The following is a 17510-nucleotide window of genomic DNA, read 5'->3' on the forward strand; positions in this document are numbered from 1 at the left end:
ACGCTGGATGCATGATTCATCGCTTGTTCTGTTGGATCCGGCGCGGGACGGTGAGGACATGACATCGGCGATACGTATGGGCGTGCTGGCCCTGCTCTGGGGCTCCGGCTTCCTCTGGATCAAGATCTCCCTCAACGAGGGCCTCACCCCCGGGTGGATCACCTTCGTCCGGTGCGTGCTGGGCGCCGCGGTGCTCCTCGCGCTCGCGTACGGGGCGGGGCAGCGGCTGCCACGCGACCGGGCCACGTGGGGGCGGCTCGTCGTCGCCGCCTTCTTCTGCAACGCGCTGCCGTTCCTGCTCTTCTCGGTCGGAGAGCAGACCGTGGACAGCGGGGTCGCGGGCGTGCTCAACGCGACGACCCCGCTCTGGTCCCTCCTCATCGGCCTGGCCCTGGGCACCGAACGCCCGCTGCGCGCCGCCCGCCTGACCGGACTCGGCCTCGGCTTCGCCGGAGTGCTGCTGATCTTCGCCCCCTGGAGTCACGGCTCCGGTCTGATGAGCTGGGGCGCCCTCGCGCTGCTCGGCGCCTCCGCGAGCTACGCCGTGGCCTTCGCCTATATGGCCCGTCACCTCACCGGCCGTGGCACCGCGCCGCTGGCACTCTCCGCCGCGCAACTCCTCACCGCGACCACCCTGAGCACGCCCGCGCTCGCGACCGGCGGAACGGCGGCGGTGACCTGGACGGGCGTCCTCGCGGTCGTCGTCCTCGGGGTCTTCGCCACCGGGCTGACCTTCCACCTGAACTACCGGATGATCGCGGAAGAGGGCCCGACCGCCGCCGCCACGGTCGGCTATCTGCTCCCCGTGGTGTCCGTGACCCTGGGTGCGCTGATTCTCGACGAACCGCTGACGGCACGGGTGACTGCGGGAATGGCGGTCGTGCTGGTGGGGGTGGGGCTGACGAGGGGACGGATGCGAGCGCCCCTCAAGGCGCCCGAAGCGACGGATACGACAGAGGCGACGGATGCGACAGAGGTGACGGGCCGGCCCGGGGCGAAGCCCGCGATCGCGACGGACGGTGTGTCCCTGGTGACCGACCCGCCTCTCGCGGCCGACCCGCCCCGGGCGGTCGCACCGACCGCCCGGAGCACCTGCGCGAGGACCTAGCCGACCCGCTCGACCACGAAGACGGGGATCTCGCGCTCGGCCTTGAGCTGGTAGTCGGCGTAGTCGGGGAAGGCCGCGACCGCCCGGTCCCACCAGGTCGCGCGCTCCTCACCGGTGACCTGACGGGCCTCCATGTCCCACACCTGGGTGCCGTCGCGCACCTCGACGAGGGGGAAGGCGACGAGATTGTGGTACCAGACGGGGTGCTTGACGGCCCCGCCGTTGGACGCGACGAGCGCGTACGCCCCCTCGTGCTCGACCCGCATGAGGGGGGTCTTGCGGAGCTTGCCGCTCTTCGCGCCGCGGTTCGTGACCAGGACGACCGGCATGCCCCGCATGGTGGTGCCCTCGGTGCCGCCGGACGACTCGTACAACTCGACCTGATCGCGTACCCACGTCGACGGGCTGGGCTCGTATTCACCTTCGAGTGGCATGGCATCCCTTTCGTTGATCCGGCATCGCCGCCCCCTCGCCCCGGCGTTGTCAGTGCCGACTCCTAGGCTGGCTCACGACGTGACGGACAGGCGCGACACAGGGGAGAGCACACAGTATGCGGGAATTGTTCCTGGTGGATCAGCAGGCGTACGTCCGATGGACGGACCTGCCGGGCGAGGGTGACGGGCCCGTGCGTGTGTTCGTCCACGGCCTCGGATGCACCTCGGCGTCGGACTTCGCCCACATCGCGGCCCACCCCGCGCTCGGCGGCGGCCGGGCGCTGCTCGTGGATCTCCTCGGGTACGGACTGAGCGACCGGCCCGCGGACTTCGACTACCGCATGGAGTCCCAGGCGGAGGTGGTCGCCGCGGTCCTGGACCACCTCGGGCTCACGGGCGTGGACCTCGTCGGGCACTCCATGGGCGGTGCGGTGGCGATCCATCTGACGGCGGCGCGCCCGGAGCTCGTGGCGCGGCTCGTGGTGGCGGAGCCGAACCTCTACGGGGGCGGGGGAGCGTTCAGTTCGCCGGTGGTCGCGCAGGACGAGGAGGTGTTCGTCGCGGAGGGGTTCACCCGGATGGTGGCGGACACCGACCGCGCCGACTACGCGGCCCGGCTGCGCCTCGCGGACCCCCGGGCCCTGCACCGCAGCGCGGTCGCGCTGGTCGAGGGCGGCACGCCGGCTCCCGGTGACCTCCTCGCCGGGCTCGGGGTGCCCCGGACGTACCTCGTGGGGGAGTTGAGCCTGCCGGACGCGGACGCGGAGAAGGCGGCCGCGTTCGGCCTCCCGGTCATCGAGATCCCCGGCGCGGGACACAACCTGACGCTGGACAACCCCGACGGCTTCGCGACGGCCCTCGCCCGTGCTCTCGGGGACTGACGGGACCCCGCTTACCGGCCACGACAGAAGCTGATTCGGCCACGTCAGCCGGGTTCGGCGGGGGTTCGATCGCCGGCGTATGGCAGATCCATGACAAGGTCTCAGCTTCCTTGAGCCACGCCCCTGGAGAGGCCAGGCTGCTGATCACGCCGGGACCGGAACCCGCCCAGGCGGCCGCCGCCGAAGGCACCGTCCTCGCTGCCGGCTCGGCCGACGCCGTGGCCGGCAGCTACATCGTCACCCTCAAGCAGGGCGCGGGCTTCAAGGCCGCCTCCGCCAAGGGGCGCCACCTGAGAGCCGCGTACGGCGGCACCGTTCGCAAGACCTTCGGCTCGGCCGTCAACGGCTACACCGCGACCCTCGGCGAGGCGGAGGCCCGTCGACTCGCCGCCGACCCGGCCGCCGCCGTCGAGCAGAACCGGACCGTGCGGGCCGACGCGACCCAGACCAACGCCCCCTGGGGCCTGGACCGCATCGACCAGGCGAACCTGCCCCTCTCCGGCACGTACACCTACCCGGACTCCGCCGGCGGCGGAGTCACGGGGCAACTCCGGGGTCAACGCCTCCTCGTCGTCGCCCGCCCGGGTCACCGAGGCCATCACGGTCGGCGCCACGAGCAACACCGACGCCAAGGCCGACTGGTCCAACTACGGCTCGGTCCTCCACCTCTTCGCCCCCGGTGTGTCCATCACCGCGGGCTGGAACACCAGCGACACCGCCACCAGCACCATCTCGGGCACCTCGATGGCCACCCCGCACGTCGCCGGAGCCGCCGCGATCTACCTCGCGGGCCACCCGTCCGCGACGCCCGCCCAGGTCGCCACCGCCCTCGTCAACGGTGCGACGACGGGCAAGGTGACCACCCCGGGCAGCGGCTCCCCGAACCGGCTCCTGAGGATCGTCCCGTAGCCCCGAGCGGCGACAGCACCGCCCCGGAGGCAGCCGGCGCCTCCGGGACGGTGCCGTGCCCGGCCCCGCCACGGGGGACCGCATGCCTGAGAGGATCGACGACATGACCGTCCCGCTTCCCTCCGGCCCCCGGCACCCCCACCCGCACCAGGAGCCCCCCGTGCACACCCGCCTCACCCACGCCGACGTCAAGACCGCCGCCGACCGGATCGCCGGACAGGTCCGCCCCGTCACGGTGGCCGAGGCGGAGCCGGGCGCCGAACCGTACACGCTCCACCTCGCCCTGGAACACATGCAGCACACCGGCTCCTTCAAGGCACGCGGCGCGCAGAACTTCCTGCTCGCCCACCGGGAGGACGGCACCCTTCCCGAGGCCGGAGTCACGATCGCCTCCGGGGGCAATGCCGGGCTCGCCTGCGCCTGGGCCGCGCTGCGGCAGGGCATCAGGGCCACCGTCTTCCTGCCGGCCACCGCCCCGAAGGTGAAGGCCGACAAGCTCGTCCGCTACGGCGCCGACGTCCGGCTCGTCGGCACCGAGTACGCCGAAGCCCTCGCGGCCTGCGAGGCGTTCGCCGCCGAGACCGGGGCGCTCGCCTCCCACGCGTACGACCATCCGCTGATCGCCGCCGGGGCAGGCACCCTGCTCGACGAGATCCACGACCGGATCCCCGACCTCGACACCGTCGTCGTCGCCGTCGGCGGGGGCGGACTCTTCGCCGGCGTCGCCACCGCCGCCCGGCACCACGGGATCCGTACCGTCGCCGTCGAGCCCGAGAACTGCCGCGCCCTCGACGCCGCGCTCCGGGCCGGGCACCCCGTCGACGTGACCGTCGACTCCGTCGCCGCCGACTCGCTCGGCGCCCGCCGGGTCTCCGCCACCGCCCTCGCGGCCGCCCGGCACGAGGATGTCCACACCGTCCTGGTCCCGGACACCGAGATCATCCGTGCCCGCCGGGCCCTGTGGGACGACCGCCGCCTCGCCGTCGAGCACGCCGCCGCCACCGCACTGGCCGCTCTCACGGCCCCGGACCCGCGGGGCGCGACCACCTACGGCTACCGTCCGGCCCCGGGCGAGAAGATCTGCGTCGTCCTCTGCGGCGCCAACACGGACCCCGCCGACCTCACGCACACCGCGGAAGACGCGTAGCACGGCCCATGGACCGCGCCCGCCCCGAAGCCGCCCTCCCCCTGACGAACGCCCGGCCCTCCGGGCCCGGCTCCAGGGGCTCCCGCACCTGAGACCACGATGTCCAGGCGGACTCGGCTCGCCGGGCGGACCCGCGTTCCTCAGGTCGGTCGCGGCCTGGGTCCGCTCGGTCACCGCCCACGTCGTGGCACCGCTCCCGGGCTGAGCGACCGGGAGGGCCGGTGGCGTGAGGTGCGCGTTCTGTGCGTCAGGATGGAGGCATGACCGACATTCGCACCCCCCGTCTCATCCTCCGGCGCTGGAGCGACGACGACCTTGTCCCGCTGGCCGAGATCAACGCCGATCCCGAGGTGATGCGCTGGATCGGGGACGGCTCGGTCCTCGATCTGGAGCGGACCGCCGAGGACATCGAGCGGTACGAGGAGGAGTGGGACGAGGAGGGCTTCGGGATCTTCGCCGTCGAGCTCATCGCCTCGGGCGAGCTGATCGGCTTCGCCGGCCTGTCCCTGCCGGAGTTCCTTCCGGAGGTGATGCCGGACGTGGAGATCGGCTGGCGCCTGGGCCGGCAGTTCTGGGGCCAGGGGTACGCCTCCGAGGCCGCCCACGCGGTCCTGGAGTTCGCACTCCAGGACCGCGGGCTCGACCGGGTCGTCGCGATCGCCCACATCAGCAACCAGGCCTCCGAGAACGTGATCGGCAAGCTCGGCATGACCGAGGAGCGCGAGACGACCCACCCGGACTTCGGCCTTCCCCTGCGGATCTACGCGATCGACCTCACCGAGTACGAGGCCTGACCGGCCCGGTCGTCACCGTCTCAGTGACGCTCGGGCAGGTCCCGCTCCGCCGGCAGCGAGGTGACGTCACGGGCCGTGGGCGAGGCGGCGGCGCGCGAGGACGCGGCGGGCGCCGGCTTCTTCCCGCAGAACGCCGCCTCCAGCGTCCCGCCGAGCGCCGTGTTGGCGGCACCGTGGTTCGAGGTGTTCGCCATCGCCGAAAGGCTGCGGCGGCCGTCGCGGGTCGAGAAGGTGTACGTGTAGAAGCCCTGCACGGTGCCCGTGTGACCGTACACCTGCGTCCCGCACGACAGGTCGTAACGGCGCAGACCGAGCCCGTAGAACCGGGTGCCGGCGGCGTCGGTCGGCGTGACCGTCGTCATGGCCTCCATCATGGCCGGGGACAGCAGCCGGCCGCGCATGAGCGCGCTGGTGAAGGTGTTGAGGTCGGCGGGGCTGGAGATGACGGCCCCGGCCGACTGCGCCCAGGAGACCGTCTGCTCCGTGGAGTCCACCAGCGCGCCGCCCTCCTCGTCCGGGTGCAGGTAGCCGCGCACGTGCCCACCCTTGATCCGGGTGTCGGGGTGCACGTAGGAGGTCTTGGTGAGCTTCAGCGGCTTGAAGACGCGGCGCTCGTAGGCGTCGGCCACCGGCCGGCCCGTGAGCTTCTCGATCAGCATGCCGACGACCACGAAGTTGGCGTTCGAGTACTGGTAGGAGACGCCCGGCTGGGTGGTCCGCGGCTCGCTCAGCGAGAGGTCCACGAGCTCCTGGTAGCTGAACACCCGGTTCCGTACGGCCTCGAAGCCCGGCACCGTGTGCTCGAACATCGCGTTCGTGTAGTCGGCGAGACCGCTGCGGTGGGTCAGCAGATGACGGACCGTGATGCGGTCGTCGGGGAGCAGACCGGGGAGGTGGGTGTTCACGGAGGTGTCGAGCTGGAGCTTCCCCTCCTCCACGAGCTGCAGGAGCACGACGGTGGAGAAGGTCTTGCTGACGCTGCCGATCCGGAAGCGCGAGTGGATGTCCATCGGAGCGCCCGAGACGCGGTCCTGGACGCCGACGGTCCGGCTGCGGACCCCGTCGGCACCGACGAACCGGGCCATCGCGCCCGGCGCCCCGTTGGCCATGGCCGAGTTCAGCGCGGCGACCACGCCGTCCATGTCGGGCGCGGGGACCGCGGGTGTCGTGGTGGCGGCGGGCGCGACAGGCGCGCCGGGAGCGGCGAACGCGCTGGTCGCGGGGGCGACGCCCGCGGCGAGCGCGGCGATCAGGGTGGCACTCACGGCCAGGCGTCGGTTCGACGTCAGGGGCACGGTGATTCCTCGGCTTCTTCCGGGTTCTTCCGGATCGTTCGGTACGGCGCACGGCTCGGGCACGCCGCAGGGCAGGGGCGGCACCCGACCGCGAGGTCTGGTCCCGGCCCCATGGATCATGAGTGCCAACGCCCGGGAACGGTTCCTGACACGGGGGCACGGGTTGTGGAACCCGAACGTCCGCGCCGCCGCCCGAAGTCGCTCACCGCGCCCCGGGTGCCCGAGTACGGCGCGGCTCCTCCGGCGGGCATGACGCGCAGCACGCGCGAAGGCCCGGCCGGTCGACTCAGTCGACCGGCCGGGCCCTGGGATCACACGGGGTTCAGCCGCCTACAGCCGTCGCCGGCCGAGGATCAGGCGACGTCGAACCGGTCCAGGTCCATGACCTTGACCCACGCGGAGACGAAGTCGGACACGAACTTCTCCTTCGCGTCGTCGCTCGCGTAGACCTCGGCCAGCGCGCGCAGCTCGGAGTTCGATCCGAAGACCAGGTCGGCGCGGGTACCCGTCCACTTGACCTCGCCGGTGGCGGAGTCGCGGCCCTCGTAGGTGGTCGCGTCCGCGGAGGTCGCCGTCCACGTCGTGCCCATGTCGAGCAGGTTGACGAAGAAGTCGTTCGTCAGGGAGCCCGGGGTCGTGGTGAGAACACCGTGCGCGGACTGCTGGTGGTTGGCGCCGAGGACGCGGAGGCCGCCGACGAGGACCGTCATCTCCGGCGCGCTCAGGGTCAGCAGGTTGGCGCGGTCGACCAGCAGGTACTCGGCCGGAAGGCGGGTGCCCTTGCCGAGGTAGTTGCGGAAGCCGTCGGCCTGCGGCTCCAGGGCGGCGAAGGACTCCACGTCCGTCTGGTCCTGAGCGGCGTCCACGCGGCCCGGGGTGAACGGCACCTCGACGTCGAAGCCGCCGTCCTTGGCCGCCTTCTCGACGGCCGCGGAGCCCGCGAGGACGACCAGGTCGGCGATCGAGACCTTCTTGGCGCCGGCGGCCTCGAAGGAGGACTTGACGCCCTCGAGCGTCCGCAGCACCTGCGCGAGCTCGTCCGGGTTGTTGACCTCCCAGTTGCGCTGCGGCTCCAGGCGGATGCGGCCGCCGTTGGCGCCGCCGCGCTTGTCGCTGCCGCGGAAGGAGGAGGCCGAGGCCCAGGCCGCGGAGACCAGCTGCGCGACGGTGAGGTCGGAGCCGAGGATCTGCTCCTTGAGGGAGGCGATGTCCGCGGCGTCGAGGGTCTCGCCCTCGCGCGCCGGCAGCGGGTCCTGCCACAGCAGGACCTCGGCGGGGACCTCCGTGCCGAGGTAGCGGACGGCCGGACCCATGTCACGGTGCGTCAGCTTGTACCAGGCGCGGGCGAAGGCGTCCGCGAACTGCTCCGGGTTCTCGTAGAAGCGCCGCGAGATCTGCTCGTAGGCAGGGTCGAAGCGCAGCGAGAGGTCGGTGGTGAGCATCGTCGGGAGGTGCTTCTTCGACGCGTCGTGGGCGTCGGGGATGATCGCCTCGGCGTTCTTCGCCACCCACTGGTTCGCGCCGGCCGGGCTCTGGGTGAGCTCGTACTCGTACTCGAAGAGGTGCTTGAAGAAGTCGTTGCTCCACTGCGCGGGCGTGGTGGTCCAGGTGACCTCGAGACCGCTGGTGATCGCGTCGGCGCCCTTGCCGGTGCCGTACGAGTTGGCCCAGCCGAAGCCCTGCGCCTCCAGGGGCGCGGCCTCGGGGTCGTCGCCGACGTTGTCCGCGGGGCCGGCGCCGTGGGTCTTGCCGAAGGTGTGGCCACCGGCGATGAGGGCGACGGTCTCCTCGTCGTTCATCGCCATGCGGCGGAACGTCTCACGGATGTCGCGGGCCGCGGCGACCGGGTCCGGGTTGCCGTTGGGGCCCTCGGGGTTGACGTAGATGAGGCCCATCTGGACGGCGCCGAGCGGGTTCTCCAGCTCGCGGTCACCGGTGTAGCGCTCGTCGCCGAGCCAGGTGGTCTCGGGGCCCCAGTAGACGTCCTCGTCGGCCTCCCAGACGTCGGCCCGGCCACCGGCGAAGCCGAAGGTCTTGAAGCCCATCGTCTCGAGGGCCACGTTGCCCGTGAGGATCATGAGGTCGGCCCAGGAGATGCTCTGGCCGTACTTCTTCTTCACCGGCCACAGCAGACGGCGGGCCTTGTCCAGGTTGCCGTTGTCCGGCCAGCTGTTCAGCGGCGCGAAGCGCTGCTGACCGGCACCGGCGCCACCGCGGCCGTCACTGATGCGGTAGGTGCCCGCGCTGTGCCAGGCCATGCGGATCATGAGCGGGCCGTAGTTGCCGAAGTCTGCGGGCCACCAGTCCTGCGAGGTGGTGAGCACCTCGGCGATGTCCCGCTTGACGGCCGCGAGGTCGAGAGCGCCGAACGCCTCGGCGTAGTCGAACTCCGCACCGAGCGGGTTCCCCACGACGGGGTTCGTGGCGAGGATCTTCAGGTTGAGCCGCTCCGGCCACCACTGGCGGTTGCCGCCGCCCTGGGTCGGGTGCGCGGCACGGCCGTGCGCGACCGGGCAGCCGCCCGAACCCTCGGGGGTGGGGTCGGTGACGATTGCGTCGTGGTTCTCGGACATGCAAATCCTTCCGGACGGGGCGGATCGTGGTGCTCAGCCGGGGCGGGCACCAGTGGGATGTCTCGTGCCCGACCGGAGCCGTGGTGTGCCTTGGCTATTGCCGGAACCGATCCTACGATGGACAGAGTCCAAGTCAAGAACCACGCCAATGATCCGAAGGGGTGAGCCGAAAATGAGCGATCTGCTGGAGCGCCTGCGTGCGCGTGGCTGGCGGATGACGTCCCAGCGGCGCGTCGTCGCGGAGGTCCTTGCCGGCGAGCACGTCCACCTCACGGCCGACGAGGTGCACGCGCGGGCCGTGGCACGCCTTCCGGAGATCGCGCGGGCGACCGTCTATAACACCCTCGGCGAGCTGGTGGCGCTCGGTGAGGTCGTGGAGCTCTCCACGGACGGCCGGGCGAAGCGGTACGACCCGAACGCGCACCACGCGCACCAGCACCTCGTGTGTTCGAACTGCGGCATCATCCGCGACGTCCACCCGACGGGGGACCCGCTGACGGTTCTCCCGCCCGAGGAGCGGTTCGGCTTCACCGTCTCGAAGGCCGACGTGACGTACCGCGGGCTCTGCCCCGCCTGCGCCTGACGGGCCGCGCGGCGCCGGGATCCCGGACCCGGGAGAACGGCGGGAGCCCCTCCACCGTGGCGGTGGAGGGGCTCCCGTGCGTCGCCGTGGGGCGGCGGCGTTCCTACTTCTCGAGCGCGGAGAGCGCGTCGTCGTAGCTGGGCTCCTCGGCGATCTCGCCGACGAGCTGCGCGTGCAGCACGGTGTCGTTCTCGTCGAGGACGACGACCGCGCGGGCGGTCAGGCCGGCCAGCGGGCCGTCCGCGATCTCCACGCCGTAGTTGGTGTGGAACTCGCGGCCGCGGAGCGTCGAGAGGTTCTTGACGTTCTCGAGGCCCTCGGCGCCGCAGAAACGGGCCTGCGCGAAGGGGAGGTCGGCGGAGATGCAGAGCACCACCGTGTTCTCCAGGGCGCCGACCTTCTCGTTGAAGGCGCGGACCGAGGAGGCGCAGGTCGGGGTGTCGACACTCGGGAAGATGTTGAGGACCTTGCGCTGACCGGCGTAGTCCTTCAGCGACTTGTCCGCCAGGCCCTCGGCGACGAGCGTGAAGTCAGGAGCCTGGCTTCCCGGGGTCGGCAGGGTGCCGTTGACCTGTACCGGGCTGCCCTTCAGCGTGACCTGGGCCATGGGAGATCTCCTTCGGACGATGTAAGTGACAACGAGGGGAATCGTAGTGCGTGGTGGCCTGCCCACCGGACACGTGCATCAGGTCGGGCTAGGAGTGATCGATCCCGCGTGGTTCATAGATGTGAACACTCGTGGGGCCTTACGCGCCCCGCCCATCGACCGCTCACTCTGGCGGAAGGGTGCACCGGGCATGAACCTCACCATCTTGACGCCTTTGGTTCAGACCTTTAGGTTCCACCCTCGACAGTCACGCAGGGTTCACATATCTGACCAAGGAGCAACTCCATGTTCATACGGCGCGACGCCTCCCATGTGAAGCGCAGGGGAAGGAGGGTGCTGCTCGCCGTCCCCCTGCTGGCCGCCGCCCTCCTCGCCACTCTCGTCGGGGGGCCCGGGGGAGACCGCGCCGAAGCGGCCCCCGCCACGTTCGCGCACCCCGGTGTCCTGGTCTCCCGCGGTCAACTCGACTTCGCCCGCGAGCGGGTCGGGGCGGGCGCGCAGCCCTGGAAGGGCGCCTACGACCGGATGATGGCGAGCAGGTACGCCTCGCTCTCCCGGGTCCCGAAGCCCCGCTCGGTGGTGGAGTGCGGCTCGTACTCGAACCCGAACAACGGCTGCACCGACGAGCGCGAGGACGCCATCGCCGCGTACACCCTCTCCCTCGCCTGGTACGTCACGCGGGACAGCCGGTACGCCCAGAAGGCCATCGAGATCATGGACGCCTGGTCCGGTGTGATCACCGATCACACCAACTCCAACGCACCCCTGCAGACGGGCTGGGCGGGATCCTCCTGGCCGCGGGCCGCCGAGATCATCCGCTACACCTACACCGGCTGGCCCCAGGCCCGCGTCGACCGGTTCAGGACCATGCTGCGCGACGTCTATCTCCCCGAGGTCGCCAACGGCTCCCACTCCAACGGGAACTGGGAGCTCAGCATGACCGAGGCGGCCATCGGCATCGCCGTCTTCCTGGAGGACCGCGCCGCGTACGACAAGGCGGTGACCAAGTTCCGCGGCCGTGTCCCCGCGTACATCTACCTCGCGAGCGACGGCGCCCTGCCGAAGGCGGCGCCGGGCAGCGGCCTGGACACGCGCGACGAGATCGTCCGGTACTGGCAGGGTCAGACGACCTTCGTCGACGGCCTCACCCAGGAGACCTGCCGCGACCTCACCCACACCGGCTACGGCCTGTCCGCCATCTCGCACATCGCGGAGACGAGCCGAATCCAGGGCCAGGACCTCTATCCCGAGGTCGCCGACCGGTTGCGGCACGCCCTCGGCCTCCAGGCCAAGTACGAGCTCGGCGCGGCGGTCCCGAGCTGGCTCTGCGGCGGCACCCTCAAGGACCACCTCGGGCCGGTCACCGAGGTGGGCTTCAACGCGCTCCATCACCGCATGGGGTACGGGATGACGAACACCCAGACCCTCACCGAGGCCCGGCGCCCGGCGGGCACCGACAACCTCTTCGTCGCGTGGGAGACCCTCACCCACGCCGGCAACCCCGAGTGACCCGGACGCGCGGGGGAGTCCGCACCTCTTGACGCCCCCTTACTTCACTTCTTAAATCATGGAGGCGTCCGAAGCGCCTGTCATGTCATGGGCATGGCAGGTGCTCGGTCGTTCCCCCACACCCGACGGAAGTGAGAGTCATGCCCTCCGCCCGCTCAGCACGGCGGCCGCTGTTCACCGCCGTGACAGCGCTCGCCCTGGCCCTGGCCACCACGGCGCTCGCCCCCACCGGACTCGCCCGGCACACGGGCCCCGCCGCATCGGACACCCTCCGGACCGCCGCCCTCCAGCCGGCCGCCGAGGCCGCCGCCGTGACCTTCTCGGACACCTTCGACGGCGCCGCGGGACTCCCCGTGGACGGCTCGCGGTGGCAGATCGAGACCGGCGACAACGTCAGCAACCACGAGCGGCAGTACTACACGGCCGGCAACCGCAACGCCGCCCTCGACGGCCAGGGCCACCTCGTGATCACCGCCCGCAAGGAGAACCCCGGCAACTACCAGTGCTGGTACGGCCGGTGCGAGTACACCTCGGCACGGCTCAACACCGCCGGGAAGTTCACCGCGCAGTACGGCCACGTCGAGGCCCGGATGAAGGTGCCGCGCGGCCAGGGCATGTGGCCCGCGTTCTGGATGCTCGGCAACGACCTCGGACAGGTCGGCTGGCCCGCCTCCGGCGAGATCGACATCATGGAGAACGTCGGTTTCGAGCCGTCCACCGTGCACGGCACCCTGCACGGTCCCGGCTACTCCGGCTCCGGCGGCATCGGCGCCGGCTACACCCTGCCCGGCGGCCAGGCCTTCGCCGACGCCTTCCACACCTTCGCCGTCGACTGGTCGCCCGGGAAGATCACCTGGTCCGTGGACGGGACCGTCTACCAGACCCGTACACCCGCCGACCTCGGCGGCCGCGCCTGGGTCTTCGACAAGCCGTTCTTCCTCATCCTGAACCTCGCGGTCGGCGGCTACTGGCCCGGCGACCCCGATGGCTCGACCGCCTTCCCGCAGCAGCTCGTCGTCGACCACGTCCGCGTCACCACCGCCGACACCCCGGCCACCGGGGGACCGATCACCGGCATCGCCGGCAAGTGCGTCGACGTGGCAGCCGCGAACAGCGCCAACGGCACCCCCGTGCAGCTCTACGACTGCAACGGAACGGGCGCCCAGCGGTGGACCGTGGGGACCGACGGCACGATCCGGGCCCTCGGCAAGTGCCTCGACGTCACCTCCGCCGGTACGGCCGACGGCACTCCCGTCCAGCTGTGGGACTGCAACGGCAGCGGCGCCCAGCAGTGGACCGCCAACGCCGCCCGGGACATCGTGAACCTGGGATCCGGCAAGTGCCTGGACGCCACCGGCAACAGCTCCGCCAACGGCACCAGGCTGCAGATCTGGTCCTGCGGCGGCGGCGCGAACCAGAAGTGGACGGTGACGCGCTGACCGGCTGACCCGCTGACCCGCTGAGCCGTCCGCGGGCGGCGCGGCCGCCCGCCTACGCTGGTACCCGTGCCGCCCACTCCTCGCCTCCACCGCGTCGCCGTCCTCGTACTCGAAGGGGCGAAGCCGCTCGACGTCGGCATCCCCGCACAGGTCTTCACGACCCGCGCGAGCATGCCGTACGAGGTGCGGGTGTGCGGTGCGGAACCCGGTCTGGTCGCCGGGGGCGACGGCCTCTCCTACGCCGTCGCCCACGGCCTCGACACGCTCGCCTGGGCCGACATCGTGTTCGTCCCCGGCTACCGCTTCCCCGACCGCGAGGACCCGCCGCGCGGGGTGGTCGACGCGCTGATCGAGGCCCACGACCGGGGCGCCCGTCTCGCCGCCATCTCCACGGGCGCCTTCGCGCTCGCCGCGACCGGGCTGCTCGACGGCAAACGGGCCACCACCCACTGGCACTACACCCAGGCCCTCGCGGCGAAACGCCCCCTCGTCCACGTCGACGAGAACGTCCTCTTCGTCGACGAGGGGAGCGTCCTCACCTCCGCCGGCGCGGCCTCCGGCATCGACCTGTGCCTGCACATCCTGCGCGGCGACCTCGGCGTGGCCGCCGCGAACCACGCCGCCCGACGCCTGGTCGCCGCCCCCTACCGCAGCGGCGGCCAGGCGCAGTACGTGCCGCGCAGCCTGCCCGAGCCGCTCGGAGAACGGTTCGCCGCCACCCGAGAATGGGCCCTGCACCGGCTCGGCGAGCCGCTCACCCTCGACGTCCTCGCCCACCACGCGGCGGTCTCCGCCCGCACCTTCTCCCGGCGCTTCGTCGAGGACACCGGGTACACCCCCATGCAGTGGGTGATGCGCGCCCGCGTCGACCTCGCGCGGGAACTCCTGGAGCGCTCGGAGCGGAGCGTCGAACAGATCGCGGCCGACGTGGGCCTCGGCACCGGAGCCAATCTGCGCCTGCACTTCCAGCGCATCCTCGGCACCACGCCGAGCGAGTACCGGCGCACCTTCACCAAGGGCGAGTAGACGCCTCGCCGAGCCTTGGCGCGATCCTTGCGGACCGTGGCGATCTCGCCTCTGTCAGGACCGTTCCCGGCGAGCGAACCTGGTGGCGACGCAGAAGTTGAAGGGACACCATTCATGACTCGCATCGCCATCAACGGATTCGGCCGCATCGGACGCAACGTGCTCCGTGCCCTGCTCGAGCGCGACACCGACCTCGAGATCGTGGCCGTGAACGACCTGACGGAGCCGAAGGCCCTCGCGCGACTGCTCGCCTTCGACTCGACCTCGGGCCGCCTCGGCCGTCCCGTGAGCGTCGACGGCGACACCCTCGTCGTCGACGGCCGCCGCATCAAGGTCCTCGCCGAGCGCGAGCCGGCGCAGCTTCCCTGGGCCGAGCTCGGCGTCGAGATCGTCCTCGAGGCCACCGGCCGGTTCACCAACGCCAAGGCCGCCCGCGCCCACATCGACGCCGGTGCCAAGCGCGTCCTCGTCAGCGCCCCCGCCGACGGTGCCGACGTGACCCTCGCGTATGGCGTCAACACCGACGCGTACGACGCCGACCTGCACACCATCGTCTCGAACGCCTCGTGCACGACGAACGCGCTCGCGCCGCTCGCCAAGGTCCTCGACGACCTGGCCGGCATCGAGCACGGCTTCATGACGACGGTGCACGCCTACACGCAGGAGCAGAACCTGCAGGACGGCCCGCACCGCGACCCGCGTCGCGCCCGCGCCGCCGGCGTCAACATCGTTCCGACCTCGACGGGTGCCGCCAAGGCGATCGGCCACGTGCTGCCGAACCTGGACGGCAAGCTGTCGGGCGACTCGATCCGCGTTCCGGTTCCGGTCGGCTCGATCGTCGAGCTCAACACGACCGTCGCCCGCGACGTGACCCGTGAGGACGTCCTCGAGGCGTACCGCACCGCCGCCGCCGGTCCGCTCGCCGGTGTCCTGGAGTACTCGGAGGACGCCCTGGTCTCCTCCGACATCACGGGCAACCCGGCCTCGTCGATCTTCGACTCGGAGCTCACCCGCGTCGAGGGCCGCCACATCAAGGTCGTCGCCTGGTACGACAACGAGTGGGGCTTCTCGAACCGCGTGATCGACACGCTCCAGCTGCTGGCCCGCTGACCCCGGACGCCACCGCGCAGCACCGCCACCACACGTCGCCCCCGCCGAACCACGGATTCGGCGGGGGCGACGTGCGTGCTGGGCAGATGCCCAAGGGGGTGGCGCGAGGTCTGGGCTCCTGCGGACAGACACCCGCCCCGGCACGCTCGATCATGGCCTGGTCACGCTTGCGAGGACGCGCAACGTGCGGGATCCGTAGAGGAGTTCGTATGCCAGGGAGAACGAGCCGTGTGTTCGGCGGTCTGCTGCTCGCCGCCGTGATGGCCGTGTGCACCGCGCCGGGCACGGCCGGTGCCGCCGCCGAGGCGGGGACCGCGGGCAGCATTCCGTCCGTCGGCACCGACTGGGGCCGCACGGGGCCGTACGAGGTGGACGTCGACATCGAGGCGGTGCACACCTTCTACTACCCCCGGACCATGGGGCGGTCGGGCGAGCGCCACCCGGTCGTCATCTGGGGCAACGGTACGGGGGCGGTGCCCGGCGTCTACAGCTCGCTGCTGCGGCACTGGGCGAGCCAGGGCTTCATCGTCGCCGCCGCCAACACCCCCACGTCGAACTTCGCGATCAGCATGCGCGCCGGGATCGACGTCCTGGAGCACCGTGACGCCGACAGTTCCAGCAAGTTCCACAACAAGGTCGACCTCGACCACATCGCCTCCGCCGGTCACTCGCAGGGCGGAGCCGCCGCCGTCAACGCGGCCGTCGACCCTCGGGTCGACACGGCGATCCCGATCCAGCCCGGTCCGCTGACCGACCCGGATCTGATGGACGAGCCCGTCTTCTACCTGGCCGGCCAGCGTGACCTGACGGTGTGGCCGGCCCTGGTGAAGGCCCTGTACCGGGACACCGACCACGCCCCCGCCGTGTACGGCGAGGTCCGCGGTGCCGGGCACCTCAGCTCCATCGGCGACGGTGGGGACTTCCGGGCCCCGACCACCGCCTGGCTGCGCTACTGGCTGCTCGGCGACGAGAACGCGCGGGGGATGTTCTTCGGTCCGGGGTGCGGCTACTGCGTCGACAGTGACCTGTGGTCCGGTTGGGATCGCAACGCCCAGGCCCTGCGGATTCCCGGGCCGGTCGCCTGACGGCGGCTGCTCCGCACCGGCGACCGCTTCCGGGACGGCCCCTCGGTGAGGGCGACCGTCCCGGAACCGGGTCGCTCCCCGGTCTCAGCGGCGTGCGGCCCGCAGCAGCAGGACGGCGCCGAGGAGCGGGACGACCAGCGAGAACACGAGCATCAGCAGGAGCTCCACGATCCCGATCCGGGACGCGTCCCCGAGCAGTACGCCCAGGAGGACGGCGACCGGCACCGCCACGCCCGCTGCGGTCCCCAGGGCCTTCTGGCGGCCGGTCCACCGCGGTGCGCCCCAGAGCAGCACCAGGGCGGCGATCAGTACGACGGCCCCGACCCACGGGTTGAGCAGCAGGAGCACTCCCGAGGCTCCCAGCAGGATCGCGGTCAGCCTGACCTTTCCGGCTCCGGACACGGGCGCCCGTCCGGCCGGGGCCTCCTCGGCGAGCGCGGAGGCGGCCACGGTACGGGGCTCGCCGAGCCCGGCGAGGACGGCGCGGACCTGGTCGTCGCCCTCCGCGCCGCTGACCTCGATGTGCTCGCGGAGGTCCGCGAGGAGTTCGGCCCGGCGCTCGGCGGGCAGCTCCGCCGTCTCGCGTGCGACGGCGTCGAGGTAGGTGGCGACGAGCGGGTGCTGGTCGGTGGCGTTCATGCGGAATCCCCCTGTGGGTCGGTGAGGAAGTGATCGACGGCGTCCCTGAACAGCGGCCAAGCCTGGGCGAACTCGGCGAGGGAGGCCCGGCCGACGCCCGTCAGCGTGTAGTAGCGGCGCGGCGGTCCGCTGGGGGAGTCGCGCAGCTCGGTCGCGACGAGCCCTTCGCGGCGCAGGCGTGACAGCAGGGGGTAGATCGTGCCCTGACTGGTGGTCATCACGCTGACCGCGGAGAGTTCGGCGACGAGCTCGACGCCGTACTTCGGCTCGTCCCTGAGCAGCGCGAGGACGCAGTACTCCAGCACTCCCTTGCGGAGCTGGCTGGGGACCCTGTCGCCCGCCTCGTTCATTGCGTTACCAGGAACCATGCA

16 protein-coding genes and 1 pseudogene are annotated in these 17510 nt (G+C 71.6%); 11 read left to right on the forward strand and 6 right to left on the reverse strand.

The features are described 5' to 3' along the window. The first annotated feature begins 58 nt into the window (after window positions 1-58). A complete protein-coding gene (locus OG392_RS35520; protein ID WP_329286444.1) occupies window positions 59-1108 on the forward strand; it encodes a DMT family transporter in 1050 nt (349 codons plus the stop codon). Here OG392_RS35520 and OG392_RS35525 read toward each other — a convergent pair. Beyond that, on the reverse strand, window positions 1105-1542 hold the full coding sequence (locus OG392_RS35525; protein WP_329286447.1) for a nitroreductase family deazaflavin-dependent oxidoreductase: 438 nt from the start codon (window positions 1540-1542) through the stop codon (window positions 1105-1107). The two genes, OG392_RS35520 and OG392_RS35525, sit on opposite strands and share 4 nt — an antisense overlap. A 116-nt stretch (window positions 1543-1658) precedes the next feature. Between OG392_RS35525 and OG392_RS35530 the strand changes: the two genes are divergently transcribed. The 4 genes and pseudogenes from OG392_RS35530 (at window position 1659) to OG392_RS35545 (ending at window position 5273) form a co-directional block, all read left to right on the forward strand. Beyond that, window positions 1659-2423 (forward strand): alpha/beta fold hydrolase, encoded by a 765-nt coding sequence (locus OG392_RS35530; RefSeq protein WP_329286449.1) that lies wholly within the window; start codon window positions 1659-1661, stop codon window positions 2421-2423. 110 nt (window positions 2424-2533) lie between these two features. Next, window positions 2534-3332, forward strand: a pseudogene (locus tag OG392_RS35535) (S8 family serine peptidase). An 82-nt stretch (window positions 3333-3414) separates the two neighbouring features. Next, window positions 3415-4479, forward strand: coding sequence for a serine/threonine dehydratase (locus OG392_RS35540; RefSeq protein ID WP_443055024.1), 1065 nt, complete (start codon window positions 3415-3417; stop codon window positions 4477-4479). A gap of 260 nt (window positions 4480-4739) precedes the next feature. Further along, complete coding sequence (locus OG392_RS35545) at window positions 4740-5273, forward strand: GNAT family N-acetyltransferase (RefSeq protein ID WP_329286451.1); 534 nt, start codon at window positions 4740-4742, stop codon at window positions 5271-5273. A gap of 20 nt (window positions 5274-5293) precedes the next feature. Here the strand turns inward: OG392_RS35545 and OG392_RS35550 are convergent, their stop codons facing one another. Together OG392_RS35550 and katG are read right to left on the reverse strand one after the other, a co-directional pair. Next, window positions 5294-6568 (reverse strand): serine hydrolase domain-containing protein, encoded by a 1275-nt coding sequence (locus OG392_RS35550; protein ID WP_329286453.1) that lies wholly within the window; start codon window positions 6566-6568, stop codon window positions 5294-5296. A 353-nt stretch (window positions 6569-6921) separates the two neighbouring features. Beyond that, window positions 6922-9141: a catalase/peroxidase HPI gene (katG, locus tag OG392_RS35555; protein ID WP_329286456.1), complete on the reverse strand. Its 2220-nt coding sequence runs from the start codon at window positions 9139-9141 to the stop codon at window positions 6922-6924. Between the two features lie 172 nt (window positions 9142-9313). Between katG and OG392_RS35560 the strand changes: the two genes are divergently transcribed. Next, window positions 9314-9724, forward strand: coding sequence for a Fur family transcriptional regulator (locus tag OG392_RS35560; protein ID WP_030317047.1), 411 nt, complete (start codon window positions 9314-9316; stop codon window positions 9722-9724). A 103-nt stretch (window positions 9725-9827) separates the two neighbouring features. On the opposite strand, the gene tpx is transcribed toward OG392_RS35560, so the two are convergent. Next, window positions 9828-10331, reverse strand: coding sequence for a thiol peroxidase (gene tpx, locus OG392_RS35565; protein ID WP_329286458.1), 504 nt, complete (start codon window positions 10329-10331; stop codon window positions 9828-9830). Between the two features lie 285 nt (window positions 10332-10616). Here tpx and OG392_RS35570 point away from each other — a divergent pair, with 285 nt between their 5' ends. The 5 genes from OG392_RS35570 to OG392_RS35590 all read left to right on the forward strand — a co-directional run bounded on the left by OG392_RS35570 (window position 10617) and on the right by OG392_RS35590 (window position 16500). After that, entirely contained in the window at window positions 10617-11840 is a 1224-nt protein-coding gene (locus OG392_RS35570) for an alginate lyase family protein (protein ID WP_329286459.1), read from the forward strand. 140 nt (window positions 11841-11980) lie between these two features. Further along, the gene (locus OG392_RS35575) at window positions 11981-13279 is read left to right on the forward strand and encodes a ricin-type beta-trefoil lectin domain protein (protein WP_329286460.1); all 1299 of its coding nucleotides are present in this window, start codon (window positions 11981-11983) and stop codon (window positions 13277-13279) included. A 66-nt stretch (window positions 13280-13345) separates the two neighbouring features. Beyond that, window positions 13346-14305 (forward strand): GlxA family transcriptional regulator, encoded by a 960-nt coding sequence (locus OG392_RS35580; RefSeq protein ID WP_329286461.1) that lies wholly within the window; start codon window positions 13346-13348, stop codon window positions 14303-14305. 114 nt (window positions 14306-14419) lie between these two features. After that, window positions 14420-15415 carry a type I glyceraldehyde-3-phosphate dehydrogenase gene (gene gap, locus OG392_RS35585; RefSeq protein WP_329286463.1) on the forward strand — a complete coding sequence of 332 codons (996 nt, stop codon included), beginning with the start codon at window positions 14420-14422 and terminating at the stop codon, window positions 15413-15415. A gap of 209 nt (window positions 15416-15624) precedes the next feature. Then, window positions 15625-16500, forward strand: coding sequence for a poly(ethylene terephthalate) hydrolase family protein (locus OG392_RS35590; RefSeq protein ID WP_329286465.1), 876 nt, complete (start codon window positions 15625-15627; stop codon window positions 16498-16500). Window positions 16501-16584: 84 nt separating this feature from the next. Here the strand turns inward: OG392_RS35590 and OG392_RS35595 are convergent, their stop codons facing one another. Continuing rightward, a complete protein-coding gene (locus OG392_RS35595; protein ID WP_329286466.1) occupies window positions 16585-17139 on the reverse strand; it encodes an HAAS signaling domain-containing protein in 555 nt (184 codons plus the stop codon). Continuing rightward, the gene (locus OG392_RS35600; protein ID WP_030317059.1) at window positions 17136-17507 is read right to left on the reverse strand and encodes a PadR family transcriptional regulator; all 372 of its coding nucleotides are present in this window, start codon (window positions 17505-17507) and stop codon (window positions 17136-17138) included. Before OG392_RS35600 ends, OG392_RS35595 begins: the two co-directional genes overlap by 4 nt. Window positions 17508-17510 lie beyond the last annotated feature (3 nt).

It is taken from the genome of Streptomyces sp. NBC_00691, from assembly GCF_036226665.1.
Taxonomy (GTDB): Bacteria; Actinomycetota; Actinomycetes; order Streptomycetales; family Streptomycetaceae; genus Streptomyces.